This window comes from Agrobacterium sp. A3-95, from assembly GCF_053521785.1.
Genome location: NZ_JBNWDR010000003.1, coordinates 219,568 through 238,477, shown reverse-complemented (window position 1 = coordinate 238,477; position 18,910 = coordinate 219,568). Strand labels below are relative to the sequence as shown.

At 58.9% G+C, this 18,910-nt stretch carries 16 protein-coding genes; 8 read left to right on the top strand and 8 right to left on the bottom strand.

The annotated features are described in order from the left end of the window. Positions 1 to 5: 5 nt before the first annotated feature. The gene (locus ACQZ5Y_RS10570; protein WP_174049878.1) at positions 6 to 3,704 is read right to left on the bottom strand and encodes a response regulator; all 3,699 of its coding nucleotides are present in this window, start codon (positions 3,702 to 3,704) and stop codon (positions 6 to 8) included. A 465-nt stretch (positions 3,705 to 4,169) separates the two neighbouring features. Here ACQZ5Y_RS10570 and ACQZ5Y_RS10565 point away from each other — a divergent pair, with 465 nt between their 5' ends. Continuing rightward, on the top strand, positions 4,170 to 5,648 hold the full coding sequence (locus ACQZ5Y_RS10565; protein ID WP_003513690.1) for a DEAD/DEAH box helicase: 1,479 nt from the start codon (positions 4,170 to 4,172) through the stop codon (positions 5,646 to 5,648). A gap of 91 nt (positions 5,649 to 5,739) precedes the next feature. Here the strand turns inward: ACQZ5Y_RS10565 and ACQZ5Y_RS10560 are convergent, their stop codons facing one another. The 4 genes from ACQZ5Y_RS10560 to ACQZ5Y_RS10545 form a co-directional block, all read right to left on the bottom strand. Beyond that, positions 5,740 to 6,648, bottom strand: coding sequence for a DMT family transporter (locus tag ACQZ5Y_RS10560; protein WP_025594240.1), 909 nt, complete (start codon positions 6,646 to 6,648; stop codon positions 5,740 to 5,742). Between the two features lie 163 nt (positions 6,649 to 6,811). Further along, positions 6,812 to 7,207 (bottom strand): DoxX family protein, encoded by a 396-nt coding sequence (locus ACQZ5Y_RS10555; protein ID WP_019565150.1) that lies wholly within the window; start codon positions 7,205 to 7,207, stop codon positions 6,812 to 6,814. A gap of 235 nt (positions 7,208 to 7,442) precedes the next feature. Continuing rightward, positions 7,443 to 8,060, bottom strand: a complete 618-nt coding sequence (locus ACQZ5Y_RS10550; RefSeq protein WP_003513696.1) for a L,D-transpeptidase — start codon at positions 8,058 to 8,060, stop codon at positions 7,443 to 7,445. 78 nt (positions 8,061 to 8,138) lie between these two features. Then, positions 8,139 to 9,035 (bottom strand): DMT family transporter, encoded by an 897-nt coding sequence (locus ACQZ5Y_RS10545; RefSeq protein WP_149909907.1) that lies wholly within the window; start codon positions 9,033 to 9,035, stop codon positions 8,139 to 8,141. A 483-nt stretch (positions 9,036 to 9,518) separates the two neighbouring features. Between ACQZ5Y_RS10545 and ACQZ5Y_RS10540 the strand changes: the two genes are divergently transcribed. The 7 genes from ACQZ5Y_RS10540 to ACQZ5Y_RS10510 all read left to right on the top strand — a co-directional run bounded on the left by ACQZ5Y_RS10540 (position 9,519) and on the right by ACQZ5Y_RS10510 (position 14,966). Next, on the top strand, positions 9,519 to 10,928 hold the full coding sequence (locus tag ACQZ5Y_RS10540; protein ID WP_003513699.1) for a circularly permuted type 2 ATP-grasp protein: 1,410 nt from the start codon (positions 9,519 to 9,521) through the stop codon (positions 10,926 to 10,928). 3 nt (positions 10,929 to 10,931) lie between these two features. Beyond that, the gene (locus tag ACQZ5Y_RS10535; protein WP_003513700.1) at positions 10,932 to 11,873 is read left to right on the top strand and encodes an alpha-E domain-containing protein; all 942 of its coding nucleotides are present in this window, start codon (positions 10,932 to 10,934) and stop codon (positions 11,871 to 11,873) included. A gap of 21 nt (positions 11,874 to 11,894) precedes the next feature. Beyond that, positions 11,895 to 12,710 carry a transglutaminase family protein gene (locus ACQZ5Y_RS10530; protein ID WP_003513702.1) on the top strand — a complete coding sequence of 272 codons (816 nt, stop codon included), beginning with the start codon at positions 11,895 to 11,897 and terminating at the stop codon, positions 12,708 to 12,710. A gap of 4 nt (positions 12,711 to 12,714) precedes the next feature. Continuing rightward, on the top strand, positions 12,715 to 13,311 hold the full coding sequence (locus ACQZ5Y_RS10525; protein ID WP_174049880.1) for a class I SAM-dependent methyltransferase: 597 nt from the start codon (positions 12,715 to 12,717) through the stop codon (positions 13,309 to 13,311). 82 nt (positions 13,312 to 13,393) lie between these two features. Further along, positions 13,394 to 13,858: a GNAT family N-acetyltransferase gene (locus ACQZ5Y_RS10520; protein WP_013636671.1), complete on the top strand. Its 465-nt coding sequence runs from the start codon at positions 13,394 to 13,396 to the stop codon at positions 13,856 to 13,858. A gap of 40 nt (positions 13,859 to 13,898) precedes the next feature. After that, positions 13,899 to 14,309 carry a VOC family protein gene (locus ACQZ5Y_RS10515; protein WP_111790640.1) on the top strand — a complete coding sequence of 137 codons (411 nt, stop codon included), beginning with the start codon at positions 13,899 to 13,901 and terminating at the stop codon, positions 14,307 to 14,309. Positions 14,310 to 14,333: 24 nt separating this feature from the next. Continuing rightward, the gene (locus tag ACQZ5Y_RS10510) at positions 14,334 to 14,966 is read left to right on the top strand and encodes a histidine phosphatase family protein (protein ID WP_003513710.1); all 633 of its coding nucleotides are present in this window, start codon (positions 14,334 to 14,336) and stop codon (positions 14,964 to 14,966) included. Positions 14,967 to 15,028: 62 nt separating this feature from the next. Here the strand turns inward: ACQZ5Y_RS10510 and araD1 are convergent, their stop codons facing one another. The 3 genes from araD1 to gguA form a co-directional block, all read right to left on the bottom strand. Next, positions 15,029 to 16,024, bottom strand: coding sequence for a 2-keto-3-deoxy-L-arabinonate dehydratase AraD1 (araD1, locus tag ACQZ5Y_RS10505; protein WP_111783628.1), 996 nt, complete (start codon positions 16,022 to 16,024; stop codon positions 15,029 to 15,031). Between the two features lie 115 nt (positions 16,025 to 16,139). Further along, complete coding sequence (gene gguB, locus ACQZ5Y_RS10500; protein ID WP_003513714.1) at positions 16,140 to 17,336, bottom strand: sugar ABC transporter permease GguB; 1,197 nt, start codon at positions 17,334 to 17,336, stop codon at positions 16,140 to 16,142. Continuing rightward, on the bottom strand, positions 17,333 to 18,871 hold the full coding sequence (gene gguA / locus ACQZ5Y_RS10495) for a sugar ABC transporter ATP-binding protein GguA (protein ID WP_003513716.1): 1,539 nt from the start codon (positions 18,869 to 18,871) through the stop codon (positions 17,333 to 17,335). Before gguA ends, gguB begins: the two co-directional genes overlap by 4 nt. Between the last annotated feature and the right edge of the window lie 39 nt (positions 18,872 to 18,910).

The following is an 18,910-nucleotide window of genomic DNA, read 5'->3' as shown; positions in this document are numbered from 1 at the left end:
CACTGTCAGGCGGTCGGCACGTCGCGGCGTGGCATCGCGTCTCCCAGCCATTGCGCGATCTTGTCCTCGAGAATTTCGGGGCTGATGGGCTTCGACAGATAATCATCCATGCCTGCTGCGATGCAAAGCTCGCGGTCCGCGTCCTGTGTATGCGCGGTAACGCCGATGATCGGAACATGCCGGCCGTCGGCAGCCGCCTGTTCGGCGGCGCGGATTGCCATTGTCGCCTGATGCCCGTTCATCACCGGCATCGACACATCCATAAGGATGACGGCGGGGTTGTGCTCCTCCCACGCCTGAACGGCCTTCTTGCCATTGCCGACGATCAGGAACCGCAAACCCGCCTGCTGCAAGATCTGGGTAAAGACAATCTGGTTGACGTCGTTGTCCTCGGCCACCAGCACATCCACAAGGCAGGGTCGGCGCCGGTCTGGAGCCGTCGTCGGAGGTGACACAAGCCGCCGCTTCTTGTCCGTGGGGCCATTGTCCGGCCGCACCGGCGCATCGCTGCCGCCTGACCCCAGCCCCTGCGGATCCTGCCGGGCGCGCTTCTGCCGCACATCCCGCACCACATCGAACAGGGTGGAACGCAACAGACGCGCCCGCGCCGGCTTCATCAGATGCGCCTGCACGCTGAGATCGGTGAACAGGCTCTCGTCACCTACGACATCCATAGACGTCAGGAACACGATGGCGATATCGTCGAAACGGCTATCCGCCCTGATCCGCTCGACCACATCCAGCCCGTTCATAACAGGCATGTGATAATCGAGAATGATGGCGTCGATGGCAAAACCGAGGGACGCAGCCTCCTGCAGCACGGCAATGCCTGATGGCCCGTCCTGCACAGCATGGCCGTCGATTCCCCATGTCTTCAGCTGCTCCGTCAGTATGCGGCGATTGACGTCGTTATCGTCGATGACGAGTACGCGTATATCCTCGATCGCCATGGCAAGAAGCGGAGCGTCGCGCCGTTTTTCCGTAACGTGAAACGGAATATTGACCTCGAAGGTCGATCCCTTGCCGACTTCGCTCACCACATTGATCGTACCGTCGAAAAGACCGACAAGACCGACCGTGATCGCCAGTCCCAATCCCGTTCCCTCGTGCCGCCGCGTCGCTGAACCGTCGACCTGGCTGAATTTGTCGAAGATGGTTTCTAGCTTGTCTGCGGGAATGCCGATGCCGCTATCTTCGACGCGCAGCGACAGAATGGTCTCCGACGCTTCGGCCGACTGCGCCGAAAGTTCGATCAGCACATGCCCCATTTCCGTGAACTTGACGGCGTTTCCAACAAGATTGGTGACGACCTGGCGGAACCGCCCGGCGTCCCCCATGACCTTGCCGAAAACCGACGGATCGATCCGGACGACCAGCTCTATGTTCTTTTCCAGCGCCGCTGAGGACAGGAGGGAAACCACATCCTCCACCGCTTCCGCCGGATCGAAAGGCACGCTGCGCAGCTTCATCTGCCCGGCCTCGATCTTGGAGAAGTCGAGAATGTCGTTGATGATCGTCAGGAGCGCATTGCCGGATTTAACGATGATATCGGTGAAGGTTTTCTGGCGTGTATCCAGATTGGATTTGGCCAGAAGTTCCGCCATGCCGAGCACGCCATTCATCGGCGTGCGGATTTCATGGCTCATATTGGCAAGGAATTCAGATTTGGCGCGATCTGCCGCTTCGGCGCGGGAAAGCAGCCGCTGCAACTCCTCCTCGCGCATCTTCATCTCGGTGACGTCGGTGACGATGATGAGCCAGTAATTGCCGGAACTGTTGGTCGCTTCCAGATTGAGCCACGTCTTTCCGGCAATATGGATCAGCCAGGAGAACGGCCTGTTGGCGGCTATGTGCTCTCTCCAGGCGGTCAGCGTCGCGGCCGCCTCCTCTTTGGTGCCAAAATCTCCGCGCCCGGCACAATGGGCAAAGAACCCCGACCAGTTGCAGCCCTTTTCCAACAGCTGCGGCGGCACGTCGAACATTCGCGCCACAGCCTCGTTGGACATGATGATGGTTCCCTGCTCGACCAGCACCAGCCCCTGCGCCATGGCGCGCGTGGCGCCCTGCATATATTCGCCGACACGCTCAAGTTCGGCCTTTGCCTCACTGATCTCGGCGTCGCGCATGCGCACGTCGGTCACATCGGCATAGGTGCTGAGGATTTTTCCGCCGTCGAGGCGGGTCTTGGAAATGACGGTGACCTTGCCGCTTTTGCTGCGCACCTCGCGCGGCGTGAAGACCTTGTCGTTGAGCAGCCGTTCTGCGCGCTGGTTGTAGAGCTCCTCGAAGGGTATATCGCCATAGTCATAAAGGCCGCTTTCGAAATTCGCCTCCATGAATTCGCGATAGCTTTTGCCGACAAGCGACTTCTCGCCGCCGATTTCGCCCCATAACGTGTCGAAGCACGGATTGACATATTCGATGACGAGATCCGCGTTGAGGAGTAGTACGCCAACCGGCAGGGCATGAAGAACCGTTTCGAACTGGCGATGCAGCGCTTCGGCCTGCGCCTGCGCCGCGATCAGCGCATTTTCCCGCTCCTTCAGCAGGCTGACATCTGTGACTGAACCCACCAGATAATATTCGTCATCGGGCGTCGTGACCCGGCCGAGCCGGGTTATGACCGGAACGGCGCCGCCATCCGAAAGCGGAATGGTTCCCGTCTTTTCAATCGCCTCTCCGGTTTGCAGGATATGCTCGTTTTCCCGCTGGAACTCTGCGCCCTCCTCCGGAAACATCTCGCATTCGGTCTTGCCCAAATAGTCGGCGAGGCTGCCGCCCCGGAATTTCTCAAAGGCCGCATTGGCAAAGGTCAGCCGCCTGTCCTGATCCCGCAGGAACACGCCCACGGGCAATTGCTCAAGCGCGGCGCGCAGCAGCCAGGTCTCGCGGATCTGCTTGCTAAGCAGGGTCTCATGCGCCTTGAACTCCGTCACATCGACGCGAAGCCCCACCAGCATGCCGTTTTCCAGCCGCTTGTTGACCATACGCACCCAGCGGCCATCGGCAAACTGCTCCACCCTTTCGAGATAGGGCAGGGAAAAATCCCGCAGCTGCTTCTGCAGCCATGCCTGGTAATCCGGATCGTCCGATTTCACGCTGCGGTAGCCGCTCGAGAAATAGACCGCCTCCATCAGCGTCTCAAGCCGGGTGCCGGGCTTTAGCTGGAGGTTGAAATCGCTGTAGAATTCCACGAAACGCGCATTGCAATAGACGAGCCGGTTTTCACGGTCATAAATCACGATACCAGCATCGATGAGGTCGATAACGCCGCTGTCGAAAAGCAGGTCGGCGCTGCCGCCGTCCGAAACACCCTTCACGACAGAGGGCATTTCTTCGAACACCTCAAACAGGAACAGACTGCCGTCATCGCCGGTGAAACGTTCGCAACGCAGCTTGTAAGGCCCTGAAGACGCTGCACCATGGCATGAAATCACTTCGTCCGTGGCAAAGACCAGCGAGCGGCGCTCCCTGTCCTCGCGCTCGGCATCGCGAATATCGGCGGAAAGGGCAAGGCTGGTGTGGCCCGTGAACGCGGCGGGCGGACGCCCCATGACCCGGCCATAGGCTGCATTGACCATGAGGTAGCGAAGCTCGCTGTCCTTGATGCACGCGGGCAAATCCAGGGCGGCGATTGCCCCGTAAGCTTTTTCCAGCAACCCGCATCCTTGGGTCAAGCGATACTCCACACCGTGCAGTTCCATCCTTGTCGAATCAAATATTTCCAGACGTCGTTGCAAAAACGTTATGTGAGAAAACCGCTATTTGCTATGTGCGGAATGGTCGCTTTACCCTTTTTTAACCATAATTATTCGCAAGCCTCCGCGCCTCGCCGGTAATCGCCAGCCTGCCTTATGCATGGCAGCCATGCGCCGCGGGACGGCAGCGTTACAAAACTATTGCTTGACTTTACGCCATAAAACGCCCACATGCCGGTCAAGCTTTCACCTTCGGCAGCCGCGTGAGCTGCAGCACATGACCAAGATGACTTGGCCCGCATGAAGGAAAAGCGCAACGAATACAGAAGACGGCGTTTTGCCGCACTGATGCGCAGAAAGTTATTCCAACCCACAAGTTCCCAATTCACGCGGGGTTCTTGACGCCGAAACCGCCGGACAGCAGCAACTGCTCCGGACGATTGGTTTTTGGCGCCCCGAAAGGCATTACTATTGACCAGTTTTAGCGAACTCGGCCTCTCTGAAAAGATTGTGGCCAGCGTTACCCAGCTCGGCTACACAACCCCCACCCCCATTCAGGCAAAGGCCATTCCGCTGCTGCTTGAAGGCCGTGATCTCATCGGCCTCGCACAGACCGGCACGGGCAAGACGGCAGCATTCGGCCTGCCCATCATCGAAATGCTGATGAAGCAAGCCGACCGCCCGGCAAACCGCACCACCCGCACCCTTATCCTTGCACCGACCCGCGAACTGGTGAACCAGATCGGCGAAAACCTGCGCTCCTTCGTGAAGAAGACGCCGCTGCGCATCAACCAGGTTGTCGGCGGCGCGTCGATCAACAAGCAGCAGCTTCAGCTCGAAAAAGGCACGGACGTCCTGGTGGCGACACCTGGCCGCCTGCTGGACCTCATCGCCCGCAACGCGATCTCGCTTTCCAAGGTCACCTATCTGGTGCTTGATGAAGCCGACCAGATGCTCGATCTGGGCTTCATTCACGATCTGCGCAAGATTTCCAAGATGGTTCCGGCCAAGCGCCAGACCCTGCTGTTTTCGGCAACGATGCCGAAGGCGATTTCCGAGCTTGCCAGCAACTTCCTGACGGACCCGATCAAGGTCGAGGTAACACCTCCGGGCAAGGCCGCCGACAAGGTCGAGCAATACGTGCATTTCGTCGCCGGCAAGAACGACAAGACCGACCTTCTGAAGAAGTCGCTCAACGAAAACCCGGATGGCCGCTCTATCGTTTTCCTGCGCACCAAGCACGGCGCGGAAAAGCTCTACAAGCATCTGGAACATATCGGCTTCAAGGTCGCCTCCATCCACGGTAACAAGAGCCAGGGCCAGCGCGAGCGGGCACTGAAGGGCTTCAAGGACGGTGAGATCAAGGTTCTGGTCGCAACCGACGTCGCTGCCCGCGGCATCGATATTCCGGCCGTGACGCACGTCTTCAACTATGACCTGCCGGAAGTGCCCGACGCCTATGTCCACCGCATCGGCCGTACCGCCCGTGCCGGCCGCGACGGCATTGCCATCGCGTTCTGCGCACCGGACGAAACACGTCTGCTGCACGATATCGAAAAGCTGATGAAGATCGATATCCCGGTTGCATCCGGTGAACGTCCGGCCGGTCTTGCCAGCCCGACGCGCCCGAACAACAACAACCGTGGTCGCAACAACAATGGCGGCCAGCCGCGTGGACCCCGCGAAGGCGGACGCCACAATGGCGAGCCCCGTCCCTCGCGTCACCACGCCCCGCGTGATGCGGACAACGATCTGGAAGTCACGTCAGACTTCAAGCGCGTGAAGACGGCGGAAGGTGACGCAGGTCGCCCGGCCGGCCCTCGCAAGCAGCGCCGCCCTGCCCGCAAGCCCGGCGGCAGCGGTGGCAACCGTCACGCTCCTGCTGGCGGCAACGGTCAGGAAAAGCGCGCTTCCGGCAACGGAAACGGCAATCGCGGCCGTAACCGCTAAGTAACTTAACTCTGCGCGAGCCGATTCCCCGGTATCGCGTGTCTACCTTCAAACCCCGCAAGCGCAGGCTTGCGGGGTTTTCTTTTTGCTCTCAACCGCCCTGCGCCAAAGACCGGCGCCGCGACGGCAGGGTCATGGCCAGCACCCCGGCAATCACGCAGACAAGACCCACCCACATTGCAGGCGTCGGCACTTCTCCAAGAAACACCATGCCAATGGCGACACCGATCGGAACCCGCAGATACGCCTGCGACGTGGTACCGACCGAACCGAGCGTCTGCATCAGCCGGAAATAGACCATGAAGGCGAGCGCCGTTGAAAAGACGCTGAGGCACACAAGTGCGGTGAGCGACGCCGAAGATGGCGACAATGTCCAGGGCCGGTCAACGATCACGCTCACCGGCAACAGAAGCACGGCGCCGCAGATCAGCGAGCCGGCGGCAGGCATAACGGGATCGAGACCCCTGAAGTTTTTGCTGAAGATGGCGGCACAGGCGTAGGAAAAGGCTGCAGTCAGCACGGCAATCTGGCTCCACAGCGCCTCACCCGCCCCGTTCAACGCATCCAGACCGATGATGAGACAGACACCTGTCATGCCCGCAACAGTGCCGAACAGCTTGCGCCCGCTGACCTGCTCATGCCGGATGATCAGCGCGGTGAGAAGAAAGGTGAAGATCGGCGTCGTCGCATTGAGGATGACGGCGAGACCGGCATCGATGCTCTGCTCCGCCCACGCGATCAGCGTGAAAGGCAATACGCTATTGATGCAGGCCTGAACGAAGAAGAGCCGCCATGTGGCGAAATCCCGCGGCAACCGCAGCCCGCGCAGGCGAATGACCGCCAGCAGCAACAGACCGGCAATCAGGGTTCTTGCGGCAATGAAGGTCAGCGGTGGTATGGTCTCCACCCCGATCTTGATGAAAGTGTAGGATGCGGCCCATAGAGTGGACAACAGGGCAAGCAGCAGCAATTCGCGGGCGATAGGGTTTTGACTGGTCACGGATCAATTTTCCAACTGCGTTCAGGATGAACCGTTCCTAACCCGAAAACAAGCATCTATGCTTCGGTGACGGCCGAAGTTTCCACCGCTTCAAAAGCATGAAGCCCCGCACGGTACCAGCCATGCGGGGCTTCAATGACAGACCGGTGATTGCAGCGGCCCATCAGGCCCGGCGTTCATCCACCGAGAAAGCGCCCGGACCGGCAAACACGAGATAAAGGAAGATGAAGCAGAACAGGATCGCGGCGTCGCCCCCATTGAGAGCGGGGAAGAAGCTCTTAGGCCCGTGCGCAATGAAATAGGCAACAGCCATCTGGCCAGACAGGATGAAGGCAACCGGACGCGTGAAAAGGCCGACCAGCACGAGAATGCCGCCAACGGCTTCCAGAAGCGCCGCCACCAGCAGCATCGTCGGCAGGGAGCCGTCCATCTGTGATGCCGGGAAACCGAACAGCTTCTGCGTTCCATGCGAAATGAAAAGCAGCGCCGTCATGATGCGCAGCGCCCCGAGTGCCTGCGGGCGATAGCGGGAGAGATTGTCTAAAATTGCCATGTTCATGTGTCCCCGTTGAAGTGGTGCGACGCTCGATACAGCGCAATCATGCCTTTATGGATACACGTCTCGAACACCGAAAATCACATTTCCGATATAGCAGAACTCCCTTAAATACATAAAGGGAGTCATTCTACACATGGTTGATTTTCCACCATAAAACTGCGCTCATGTGGAAAAAATCAACCCAAGGATACAGGCATTTTTTCGAGTGGCAAAGGCGGAAAAATCCGCCTCTCCGTCAGGCCTGCAACACCACGACCCTGGAGCCAACCGGCACGCGGCTGTAAAGATCGATGATGTCGTGGTTCAGCATCCGGATACAGCCGCTTGACATGGCGTGGCCGATGGATTGCGGCTGGTTGGTGCCGTGCAGACGGAACATGGTGTCGTTGCCGCCGCGATAGAGGTAGAGCGCCCGTGCGCCGAGCGGGTTGTTCGGCCCCCCCTCCATGCCGCCGGCGTATTTCAGATTGCGCGGATCACGGCGCATCATGTTTGCGGTCGGCGTCCAGGAAGGCCATTCCGACTTCCGGCCGATATAGGCGTCGCCCTTCAGCGCAAGCCCCTGGCGACCGACGCCGACGCCGTAACGCATTGCCCGTCCATCGCCCAGTACGTAGTAAAGACGCCGCGCGGGCGTATCCACAATCACCGTTCCAGCCGGATGCGCGGTATCGTATGCCACTTCCTGCCGGCGCAACTCGGGCTTCACCTTGTCGAGATGCATTTCCGGAAGCGGAAACTTCTCGTCCGGCTTCGCCGCATAATTAAGCCTTTGCTGCCCGATGCCGGAACTTGCGCAGCCGGCCAGCAACAGCGGCAATCCGAACAGAACACCACGACGTGAAATAGACATGTAACCCCCGCCAAATCTCTAGATTAACGAGAGGTATAATTTTATGGTTAACAAATCTCTAATATGAGGTTGTAGGAATTAACGTGCCTCAACCGGCGCTGCGGGCCGGCGGTTGGCCAGATACACCCCCGTTACCGCCAGGACCGTGCCGGCAATCATGGCAGGCGTCAGCGTTTCCCCGAAAAGCAGGGCCGCTTCCACGGCGGCAAGCGGCGGCACGAGATAGATCAGCGAGGCAGCGCGCGAGACCTGCCCGCGCCGGATGAGATAGAGCAGCAGAGCCACCGCACCGATGGAGATCGCGCCTACCGACCAGACGAGCGTAGCGGCAAGCCCGAGGCTCCAGTCCACATGACCATCCTCCAGCAACAGCGCGAAGGGAACCGTGACGATGAGGGCGCCGACATATTGCAGCGTGGCGACCGCCATGATGTTTCCGCCATGGACGTATTTCTTCTGGTAAAGGGTGCCATAGGTCACGGACGTCATGCCCAGCACATTCACCGCCACGGCATAAAACGGCACGGAAAGGCCGAGCGCGCCTGACGCCATGACCTTCGGCAGCACGGCGATGGCAATGCCGACAAAGCCGAGAAGCAAGCCGGCACGCTGCACCGGAGAGATCTTTTCGCCGATCATGTAACGGGCGGCAACCGCCGTCATCAACGGCTGCAAACCGGCAATAATGCCGCCGATCGCCGCCGGCACGCCCTGCCCTATCGCCCACCAGATCATGCCAAGGTAAAGGCCGTGCAGGAACACGCCGGACAAGATTGCCCGGAAAACATCGATGCGCCGTTCAGGCCATTGAATGGAGGAAAACCGGCAGATCGCCCACAATATCGCACCCGCCAACAGGTAACGCAGACAGAGGAAGGTCAGCGGACCAGTATAATAAACGGCATATTTCGCGGTGACCCAGCCGGTCGACCAGAGAAAGACGAAGATGGCCGGAGCCAGACGGTCGAGCGACATCGGAACTTCCTCTGTGCCGCGTGATGCCCCGCAACCGGACATGGGCCCGGGACATAAGGCATGCGGCGAATTGACATTTTTACGACTTGAAGCAACCGGTCAATGACCCGGCCGGATCTCGGCGCGCACCCCTTGGCGAAACACAGCCGTCCAAGCTAGCCGGTATCCCCATCCCCGCAAAAGGTCAAAAGTGTTTTGGTGATCGCATCTTTCAGATTTTCTGATGCCACACCCAAAACCCATCAACCGAAAGCGAACGAACAAAATTTGTGCATTCGCCCACGGCGCACACAGTGCCACCACCCCGTTCCACCCCACCTTGCCCTGCAACCAATTTGCCAATGCCGCATTTATAGGCTGAAAGCGAAAAAACGCTTCTTTTTTAAAACTCTAGGGCGGTAAAAAATCTTCACGGAGGCCTCCGCATAGTTCTTGCATTGCATTTGTCGTTGTATTCATATGGCAAAAAAGGGGACATCGAAGTTGGCATTTGACGAAATGATAAATGCGGACAACGCGCCGCGAAGCCCATATGAAAACTATAACGAGTGGTACAGCCGGCAGGACAGGGCACACCTGATCCAGAAGTCTAAAGACGCGGAAAACATCTTTCGAAAAACCGGTATTACTTTCGCAGTCTACGGCCACGCCGACAGTTCAGAAAAACTGATCCCCTTCGATATCATTCCGCGCATCATTTCCGGGCGCGAGTGGCGCAAACTGGCCCAGGGTATCGAACAGCGCGTTCTCGCTCTCAACGCTTTCCTCGACGATATCTACCACAAGCAGGAAATCATTCGCGCCGGGCGCATTCCCCGCGAAATCATTGAGAAGAACGTCGCATTCCTCCCGGAAATGATCGGTTTCACGCCACCCGGCGGCGTTTATACCCACATTGTCGGCACGGATATCGTCCGCACCGGCGAAGACCAGTTCTATGTTCTGGAAGACAACGCCCGCACGCCTTCAGGTGTCAGCTACATGCTGGAAAACCGTGAAACGATGATGCAGATGTTCCCGGAACTCTTCCATGAAAACCGGGTGCAGCGGGTGGAGGATTATCCCTATCAGCTGCGCCAATCGCTCGCCTCGCTTGCACCCCCAGGCTGCACCGGCAAGCCGCGCGTCGCGGTGCTGACCCCTGGCATCTACAATTCCGCCTATTACGAACATTCCTTCCTGGCCGACATGATGGGCGTGGAGCTGGTGGAAGGGTCCGACCTGCGCGTCATGGACGGCAAGGTCAAGATGCGCACTACCCGTGGCTACGAGGCCATCGACGTGCTTTACCGCCGCGTCGACGACGACTTCCTTGATCCGCTCACCTTCCGGCCGGATTCGGCGCTCGGCGTACCCGGCATCATGGATGTCTACCGCGCCGGCAACATCACCATCGCCAATGCGCCGGGAACCGGCATTTCCGACGACAAGGCAATCTATTCCTACATGCCTGAAATCGTCGAGTTCTACACCGGCCGCAAGCCGCTTCTGGAAAACGTGCCGACATGGCGCTGTTCGGAGCCGGACAGCCTGAAATACGTTCTCGACAACCTTGCCGAACTGGTCGTCAAGGAAGTTCACGGTTCGGGCGGTTACGGCATGCTGGTCGGCCCCACCGCGTCGAAAAAGGAACGGGCGCTTTTTGCCGAAAAGCTGAAAGCCCGCCCCTCCAATTACATCGCGCAGCCCACGCTGTCGCTTTCCACCGTGCCGATCATGGTGAAAAACGGCATCGCGCCGCGCCATGTCGATCTGCGTCCTTATGTGCTGGTTTCAGACAAGGTGAAGATCATTCCCGGCGGACTGACCCGTGTTGCCCTCAAGCAGGGCTCCCTGGTGGTCAATTCCAGCCAGGGCGGCGGCACCAAGGATACATGGGTACTGGAGGACTAAGCCATGCTGGGCAGAACGGCAAACGGGCTCTACTGGATGTTCCGGTATATTGAGCGCGCTGAAAATATCGCCCGGCTTATCGATGCGGGCCTGCGCGTTTCCCTGACGCGCAGCGGCAGCGGCGATGAGGACTGGGACGGCGTGTTGCAGAGTGCCGGCGTGCACGAAGCCTTTCTCGAAACGCGCGAGAAGGTGACGGCGGCCAATGCGATCGATTATCTCCTGCGGGACAAGGCAAACCCTTCCAGCGTCATGTCCTGCATCGAGGCAGGCCGCAACAATGCCCGCATGGTGCGCACCGCGCTGACGCGCGAGACATGGGAAGCCACCAACGAATTCTGGATCGAGCTGAAGAACATCCTCGGCCGCAAGCTCAGCCATGCCGAACTGCCGCAGACCATCGATGTCATCAAGCATCGCGCCGGTCTGGTGCGCGGCGCCTTCCACGGCTCGATGCTGCGCAACGATCTCTATAATTTCTCCCGCATCGGCACCTTCATCGAGCGCGCCGACAACACCGCCCGCATTCTCGACGTAAAATATTACGTGCTGCTGCCGGCCGTGGCGCATGTCGGCTCCTCGCTGGACAATGCCCAATGGGAATCCATCCTGCGCTCGGTCTCGGCGCACCGCTCCTATGGCTGGGTCTATGATGCGGAATACAAGCCCGCCAACATTGCCGACTTCCTCATTCTCAACGGCCGCATGCCGCGCTCGCTCGCCTATTGCTATGAGAAGATCACCAGCAACCTCAATTACATAGCTGAGGATTACGGTGAAAAGCACAAGGCGCATGAAACGGCGGAAAGCATTCGCGACAGTCTGCGCAAGACGACGATCGATCGCGTCATGGATGAAGGCCTGCACGAGTTTCTGGAGAGATTTGTCAACCGGAACGGGCAGCTGGGGCAGGAAATCATGGAAGGCTACCGCTTTTATCTGTAAGCGCGTGGACGGGGACAGCTTATGCGTCTGAAAATCACCCATACGACCGAATATGTCTATGACGAGCCGATGCCCTATGCATTACAGCGGCTGCGCCTGACGCCACAGACCGGCCCGTGCCAGACGGTGGAGGACTGGGATGTATCGGTCGACGGCGCCACCGTCGAAGTGAGCTATGACGACCATTTCGGCAACCGTGTCGCACTGGTCGAGACCGAAGGCCCGCAACGCAGGGTCAAGGTCGTGGCTGGTGGCCTCGTCATAACCGAAGACAGGGCCGGCATGGTCGGCCCCCACACCGGCAGTGCGCCGCTATGGCTGTTCCTGCGCGAGACGCCGCTGACGAAGCCCGGCAAACTCGTGCGCGAACTGGCGAAGGCCAGCACCGGCAACAGCGAGCTAGAGCGCCTGCACGACCTGATGGAAAAGATCAACAGCAAGGTGGAATATGTGCCGGGTTCGACCGACACCGAAACCACCGCCGAACTGGCACTCGAAGCCGGCAAGGGCGTCTGCCAGGACCATGCCCATATCCTCATTTCCGCCGCCCGGCTGATGGGCCTGCCCGCCCGCTATGTTTCCGGTTATCTGATGATGGAAGACGTGGCGGAGCAGACGGCAACCCATGCCTGGGCCGAGGTGCATCTGCAGGGCCTCGGCTGGGTTGGCTTCGACGCCGCCAACAATATCTGCCCTGACGATCGCTACGTGCGCATTGCCCTTGGCCTCTGCTACCGCGACTGCGCGCCGATATCGGGCATGCGGATCGGCCCGGCCGGCGAAACGCTGAACGTTTCGGTGACCGTGCAGCAATCGCAGAGCCAATCGCAAAGCTGAGACAATGGCCGGCAGAGACGACGAAACGATCGGCTTTTATACGGATAATGCCGGAGCCTATACGTCGAGAGGGCAGACGGCGGACCTTCCCCATTTGGAAAAATTCCTGTCGCGCCTGCCCAAAGGCGCGACCATCCTCGAACTGGGGTGCGGTGGCGGGCAGGACAGTGAATTCATGCTCGCTGCAGGCTTCGACGTGCGCCCGACGGACGGCACACCCGAAATCGCCAAGGCGGCCGAAACGCGGCTCGGCATTCCCGTCGCAACATTGCTGTTCGAAGATATCGGCGACGTGGAGACTTATGACGGCGTGTGGGCCAATGCCTGCCTGTTGCATGTCCCCCGCCCCGCTCTTTCCGGCATAATCCGCCGCATCCATACGGCGCTGAAACAGGGCGGCGTTTTCTACGCCAGCTTCAAGGCCGGAGAAGCGGAAGGCCGCGACACGTTCGGCCGCTATTACAACTATCCTTCGAAAACCTGGCTTGAGGACCTGTACGGGCATTTCGCCTGGGCAGGGGTGGAAATAGAAGCACGGCACGGCAGCGGTTACGACAAGCTGCCAACCGACTGGCTGCATGTGACGGCAACGAAACCCTGATCCGCTTTCAACAACCTGTGGGTTGCGAAAGCCCGCCGTGACCGGTTAAATCGCCGCAGCAACCGATCAGGGAGAGGGCTTTTTGTACAGTATTTCCGACTATCGCGACTGCCAGTCCCATGGACCCATCATTGCGGAACGGGTCTGGACGGCATGGTGGCAGGATAGTGGCCTCCAGGTCGGCGATGTGGCTGAACATCTGAAGGACATGGTGAACCCCCATGCCCTGCCAACCGGCTTCGTCGCCCATGACGACAAGGGTTACGTCGGCTCCGCCTTCCTTATCCACTGCGATCTGGAGGAGCGGCCACAATATCTGCCATGGGTTGCCGCACTCTGGGTGGAGGAAAACAGCAGACGCTCAGGTGTCGCCCGGGCGCTCATGCAGGCCGCAACACAACGGGCCGCCGAACTTGGTCACGACACCAGCTACCTGTGCTGCCAGCGCCGTCTCGAAACCTATTATACGAACTGCGGCTGGACCGTTCTGGAACGTGGTGTTGGCAAGCACGACCTGACGGTGCTGACCTACAGCACGAAAACATAGACTGTCCGCTATATCCGTTGCCAGACATCGGGGAGGAACCATGAAACCGCTAGCCGCCCTTATGGAAACGGCGATCTACGCCAACGATCTCGACGCCGCCGAGGCCTTTTATCGCGATGTCTTCGGGCTGGAGGTGGTGCGCAGGCTGCCGGGCCAGTTCGTGTTCTTCAAATGTGGCCGGCAGATGCTGCTGGTCTTCGATCCGCAACAATCGCGCACGGCCACCCCCGACAATCCGATCCCGCGCCACGGCGCCACCGGACAAGGCCATTTCTGTTTTTATGCGAAAGACAAGTCGGAAGTGGACGACTGGAAAGCCCGCTTCGAGGAGCTTGGAATTCCCATCGAACACTATCACCGCTGGCCGAATGACAGCTATTCCGTCTACATCCGCGACCCGGCCGGCAATTCCGTGGAGGTGGGCGAAGGCAGGCTGTGGGGGTTCGAGTAAGCCCCAGATACCCGGAAGAACACTATGAAGAACATTTTTGTCGTCACGCACACCCAGTCCGTCCATCATGTCGAGAACAAGGTTGGTGGCTGGTATGATACCGAACTGACACCCAAGGGAAAAGCCGATGCGCAGGCGACGGCCGAGAAACTTGTGGCCTTGATCGGCAACGCATCAGTCGAAATCTTCAGTTCCGATCTTCTGCGGGCCTCCCAGACTGCGGCAATCATTGCTGAACACCTCAAGTCCCCTTTTGAAACCACGGATGGCCTGCGGGAAATCAGCTACGGTTCGGCGGGTGGTATGCCGCAGGAATGGCTCGACGCTCGTCAGATACCGGCCCCCCATCACGACCGGATGGATCATCGTGGCGGAATTGCTGATGGCGAAACGAGACGAGAGTTGGCCGAAAGAGTGTACCGCGCCGTGGACACGATTATATCGCGCCCTTGCCCCACGCAGATCATCGTTACCCATGGCTTCGCTCTTACCTTCGTCATCGCGGCATGGATCAAAATGCCGATCGATAGCGTCGGTTATGTCAGCTTTCCGGCGTCTTCCGGCAGCATTACGCACCTAAGACAAGACGATTACTGGCAAAACCGCGGCGTTATCGCTTTGGCGGATGTGTCCCACCTGAAGACAAGCCGGGGATGACGTCGAGAGGGGGACGCTGAGCGACCCCCTCCCTCAACCGTTTAACGTGCAGCCCCGGTAGATCAGATCTGCCGAACCGTGATTTCTTCTTCCGCATTAACCGCAAGCGGGTTCCTCAGCGGCAGGCCGAAACCAGCGGCCTCGATCTCGAACACGTCACCCGCTTCCGGCTTGATGCCCTCCGCAAAAGAGAGCGTCGCGGTGCCGAACATGTGCACATGGACGTCACCAGGTGCGCGGAACAGGCCGTATTTGAAGTGGTGATATTCGAGGTTCGCGAAGGTGTGGGACATGTTGTCCTCACCCGAAACAAACGGCTTTTCGAAAATGACCTTGTCGCCACGACGGATGCGCGAGGTGCCGCGAATATCCGACGGCGCAACGCCGACGCGGATTTCCGGGCCGAAGCTTGCCGGGCGCAACTTGGAATGGGCGAGGTAGAGATAGTTGATCCGCTCGGTGACGTGATCGGAAAATTCGTTCGACACGGCAAAGCCGATGCGCACGGGTTCGCCCTTGTCGGAGATCACGTAGATGCCGGCCATTTCCGGCTCTTCGCCGCCATCAAGCGCGAAGGACGGAGAGGTGAGAGCAGCACCGGGTGCCGCTGCGACATAGCCGTTGCCCTTGTAGAACCACTCGGGTTGAACGCCCTTTTCGCCAGCCTTCGGCTTGCCATTTTCCAGACCCATGCGGAACATCTTCATGGAATCCGTCAGGCTTTCCTCGGCGGCTTCCGTGGTCTTCTTGTGCATGCTGTCGCGGGTAGCAGCAGAGCCGAGATGGGTCAGGCCCGTGCCTGTCAGATGCAGATGCGCCGGATCGGGATGGGTGATCGGCGGCAGAAAGCGACCTTCAGCGTAAGCCTTTTCAAGATCGACGGCATCGCCGAGACCATGGGCGGACACAACATCGGCAAGGCTCTTGCCACTATTGGCAGCTTCCATGGCCAGCGCGTAAACCGATTGAGCGCCGTTGACGGCGTGCGCCTGTCCGCCTTCTTCGCGAACGGCGACGGTGATTTTGCCACTGGCATCCTTGATCTGTGAAATGAGCACGGGATTTCCTTCCTGCGGCGCAACGCGCCTTATCTTCTTCGGCGCGTTGCGCCTTCACCTTATGAAAGTGGCCGGAAACCGGCCACTTTTTTGACTTGCTATATTGGCTGGGCAATCAGCCCTTGTTCTTGTTGTAGACGTCGAAGAACACGGCAGCGAGCAGCACGAGGCCCTTGACCATCTGCTGGAAGTCGATGCCGAGGCCGACGATCGACATGCCGTTGTTCATGACGCCCATGATGAAGGCACCGATAACAGCACCGGTGATCTTGCCAACGCCGCCGGAGGCCGAAGCACCGCCAATGAAGCAGGCCGCGATCACATCAAGCTCGAAGCCAACGCCTGCCTTCGGCGTTGCCGAGTTGAGGCGTGTCGCGATGATCATGCCGGCCAGACCGGCCAGTACACCCATGTTGACGAAGGTTAGGAAGCTCAGGCGTTCGGTGTTGATACCGGAAAGCTTGGTCGCCTTCTCGTTGCCGCCCATGGCGTAAACGCGGCGGCCAATGGTCGTGCGGCGCGTCACGAAGCTGTAAAGCGCAATCAGAACCAGCATCACGATCAGGACGTTCGGCAGGCCACGATAGGTGGACAGCTGATAGCCAAGGAACAGAATAGCGCCTGAGATGAGCAGGTTCTGCACAATGAAGAAACCGAACGGCTCCACGTCGATGCCGTGCTTCACGTTCACCACGCGACGGCGCCACGCGAGATAAAACAGCACGACCGTAATCACCAATGTCAGGATCATCGACGTCGTGTTCAGACCTTCGATGCCACCGATATCAGGGAGGAAGCCGGTGCTGATGATCTGGAAATCCGTCGGGAACGGGCCGATGTTCTTGCCGCCGAGCACAAAAAGCGTAAGGCCGCGGAACACAAGCATGCCCGCCAGCGTCACGATGAACGACGGGATGCGATGATAGGCGATCCAGTAACCCTGGGCAGCACCGATGATGCCGCCGATGACAAGACAAATCAGCGCCGCGAGAAACGGGTTCATGCCCCACTGCACGGTCAATATGGCCGCAATCGCGCCGACGAAGGCGACGATGGAACCGACCGAAAGGTCAATATGTCCGGCCACGATGACCAGCAGCATGCCAAGCGCCATGATGACGATGAACGAGTTCTGCAGGATGAGGTTGGTCAGGTTCACGGGCCGGAACAGAATGCCGCCGGTATAGAACTGGAAGAAAACCATGATAGCGACGAGCGCGATCAGCATGCCGTATTCGCGGATATTGGAGCGAATATACGATCCGACCGAGATGACGTTGCTTTCTTCGTTTGTGGTGTTTGCCGAACTCATGAGTTCTTCTCCCCTGAGCGCATGATAGCGCGCATGATGCTTTCCTGGCTCGCCTCTCCCTTCGGCAATTCAGCGACGATGCGGCCTTCGTTCATGACGTAGATGCGGTCGCAATTGCCGAGCAATTCAGGCATTTCCGATGAGATCATCAGAACGCCTTTGCCGTCGGCAGCGAGCTGGTTGATGATGGTGTAGATTTCGTATTTCGCGCCAACGTCGATACCGCGTGTCGGCTCGTCGAGGATCAGGACATCAGGATTGGAGAAGAGCCACTTGGAAAGCACGACCTTCTGCTGGTTGCCGCCCGAAAGATTGACCGTTTCCTGAAAGATGCCTGAAGAGCGGATGCGAAGGCGTGTGCGGAAATCGCTCGCCACCTTCATTTCCTTGATGTCGTCGATGACGCTGGCCTTCGACACGCCGGCCAGATTGGCAAGCGTGGTGTTGTGCAGAATGTTGTCGTTGAGCACCAGACCGAGATGTTTGCGGTCTTCGGTCACATAGGCAAGACCGGCATCGATTGCCTTGCGAACGGTGCTGACATCCACGGGCTTGCCGTCGATCAGAACGTCGCCGGTGATCTTGTGGCCGTAGGACTTGCCGAACACGCTCATGGCGAATTCCGTGCGCCCTGCCCCCATCAGCCCGGCAATGCCGACGACTTCGCCCTTGCGCACGGTGACGTTGATGTCGTGCAGGACCTTCCGGTCGCGGTGCTGCTGGTGATAGGCGTTCCAGTTCTTCACTTCGAGAATGGTCTCGCCGATCGGCACGTCGCGCGGCGGATAACGATCTTCTAGATCGCGTCCCACCATGTTGCGAATGATGACGTCCTCGCTGATTTCTTCCTGATGACAGTCGAGCGTCTTCACCGTCATGCCGTCGCGCAGCACGGTGATCTGGTCGGCCACCTTGCGCACTTCGTTGAGCTTGTGGGTGATGATGATCGACGTCATGCCCTGCTTGCGGAACTCGATCAAAAGGTTGAGCAGAGCCTCGGAATCGCTCTCGTTGAGCGAGGCGGTCGGCTCATCAAGGATGAGAAGCTTCACGCTCTTCGACAACGCCTTGGCGATTTCGACCAGCTGCTGCTTGCCGACGCCGATATCCGTAATCAGCGTCTCCGGCGATTCCTTCAGGCCCACCTTCTTCAGAAGTTCGCGGGTACGGTTGAAGGTCTGCTGCCAGTTGATCACGCCGCCCGAAGCGACCTCGTTGCCAAGGAAAATATTTTCGGCAATCGACAGGAGCGGCACAAGCGCAAGCTCCTGGTGAATGATGATGATACCAATATCTTCGCTGTCGTTGATGGCGCGAAAATTTCGCACAGCACCTTCATAGTGGATCTCGCCCTCATAGGTGCCAGCGGGATAAACACCGGAAAGGACCTTCATCAAGGTCGACTTTCCAGCGCCGTTCTCGCCAACGAGCGCGTGGATCTCACCTTCCTTTACCTTAAGGTTGACGTTCTCAAGCGCTTTTACGCCCGGAAACGTCTTGGTGATGTTCCGCATTTCGAGAATGGTATTGGCCATATCGCAATCCAGCGCCCGATTAATTCAGGCGTTTTTATT

What these genes read in the sequence shown, in the direction of transcription:
- ACQZ5Y_RS10570 (WP_174049878.1), bottom strand. Translation starts at nt 3,704, where the DNA reads ATGGAACTGCACGGTGTGGAGTATCGCTTGACCCAAGGATGCGGGTTG.
- ACQZ5Y_RS10555 (WP_019565150.1), bottom strand. Translation starts at nt 7,207, where the DNA reads ATGAACATGGCAATTTTAGACAATCTCTCCCGCTATCGCCCGCAGGCA.
- ACQZ5Y_RS10550 (WP_003513696.1), bottom strand. Translation starts at nt 8,060, where the DNA reads ATGTCTATTTCACGTCGTGGTGTTCTGTTCGGATTGCCGCTGTTGCTG.
- ACQZ5Y_RS10545 (WP_149909907.1), bottom strand. Translation starts at nt 9,035, where the DNA reads ATGTCGCTCGACCGTCTGGCTCCGGCCATCTTCGTCTTTCTCTGGTCG.
- ACQZ5Y_RS10535 (WP_003513700.1), top strand. Translation starts at nt 10,932, where the DNA reads ATGCTGGGCAGAACGGCAAACGGGCTCTACTGGATGTTCCGGTATATT.
- ACQZ5Y_RS10530 (WP_003513702.1), top strand. Translation starts at nt 11,895, where the DNA reads ATGCGTCTGAAAATCACCCATACGACCGAATATGTCTATGACGAGCCG.
- ACQZ5Y_RS10525 (WP_174049880.1), top strand. Translation starts at nt 12,715, where the DNA reads ATGGCCGGCAGAGACGACGAAACGATCGGCTTTTATACGGATAATGCC.
- ACQZ5Y_RS10515 (WP_111790640.1), top strand. Translation starts at nt 13,899, where the DNA reads ATGAAACCGCTAGCCGCCCTTATGGAAACGGCGATCTACGCCAACGAT.
- ACQZ5Y_RS10510 (WP_003513710.1), top strand. Translation starts at nt 14,334, where the DNA reads ATGAAGAACATTTTTGTCGTCACGCACACCCAGTCCGTCCATCATGTC.
- gguB (WP_003513714.1), bottom strand. Translation starts at nt 17,336, where the DNA reads ATGAGTTCGGCAAACACCACAAACGAAGAAAGCAACGTCATCTCGGTC.
- gguA (WP_003513716.1), bottom strand. Translation starts at nt 18,871, where the DNA reads ATGGCCAATACCATTCTCGAAATGCGGAACATCACCAAGACGTTTCCG.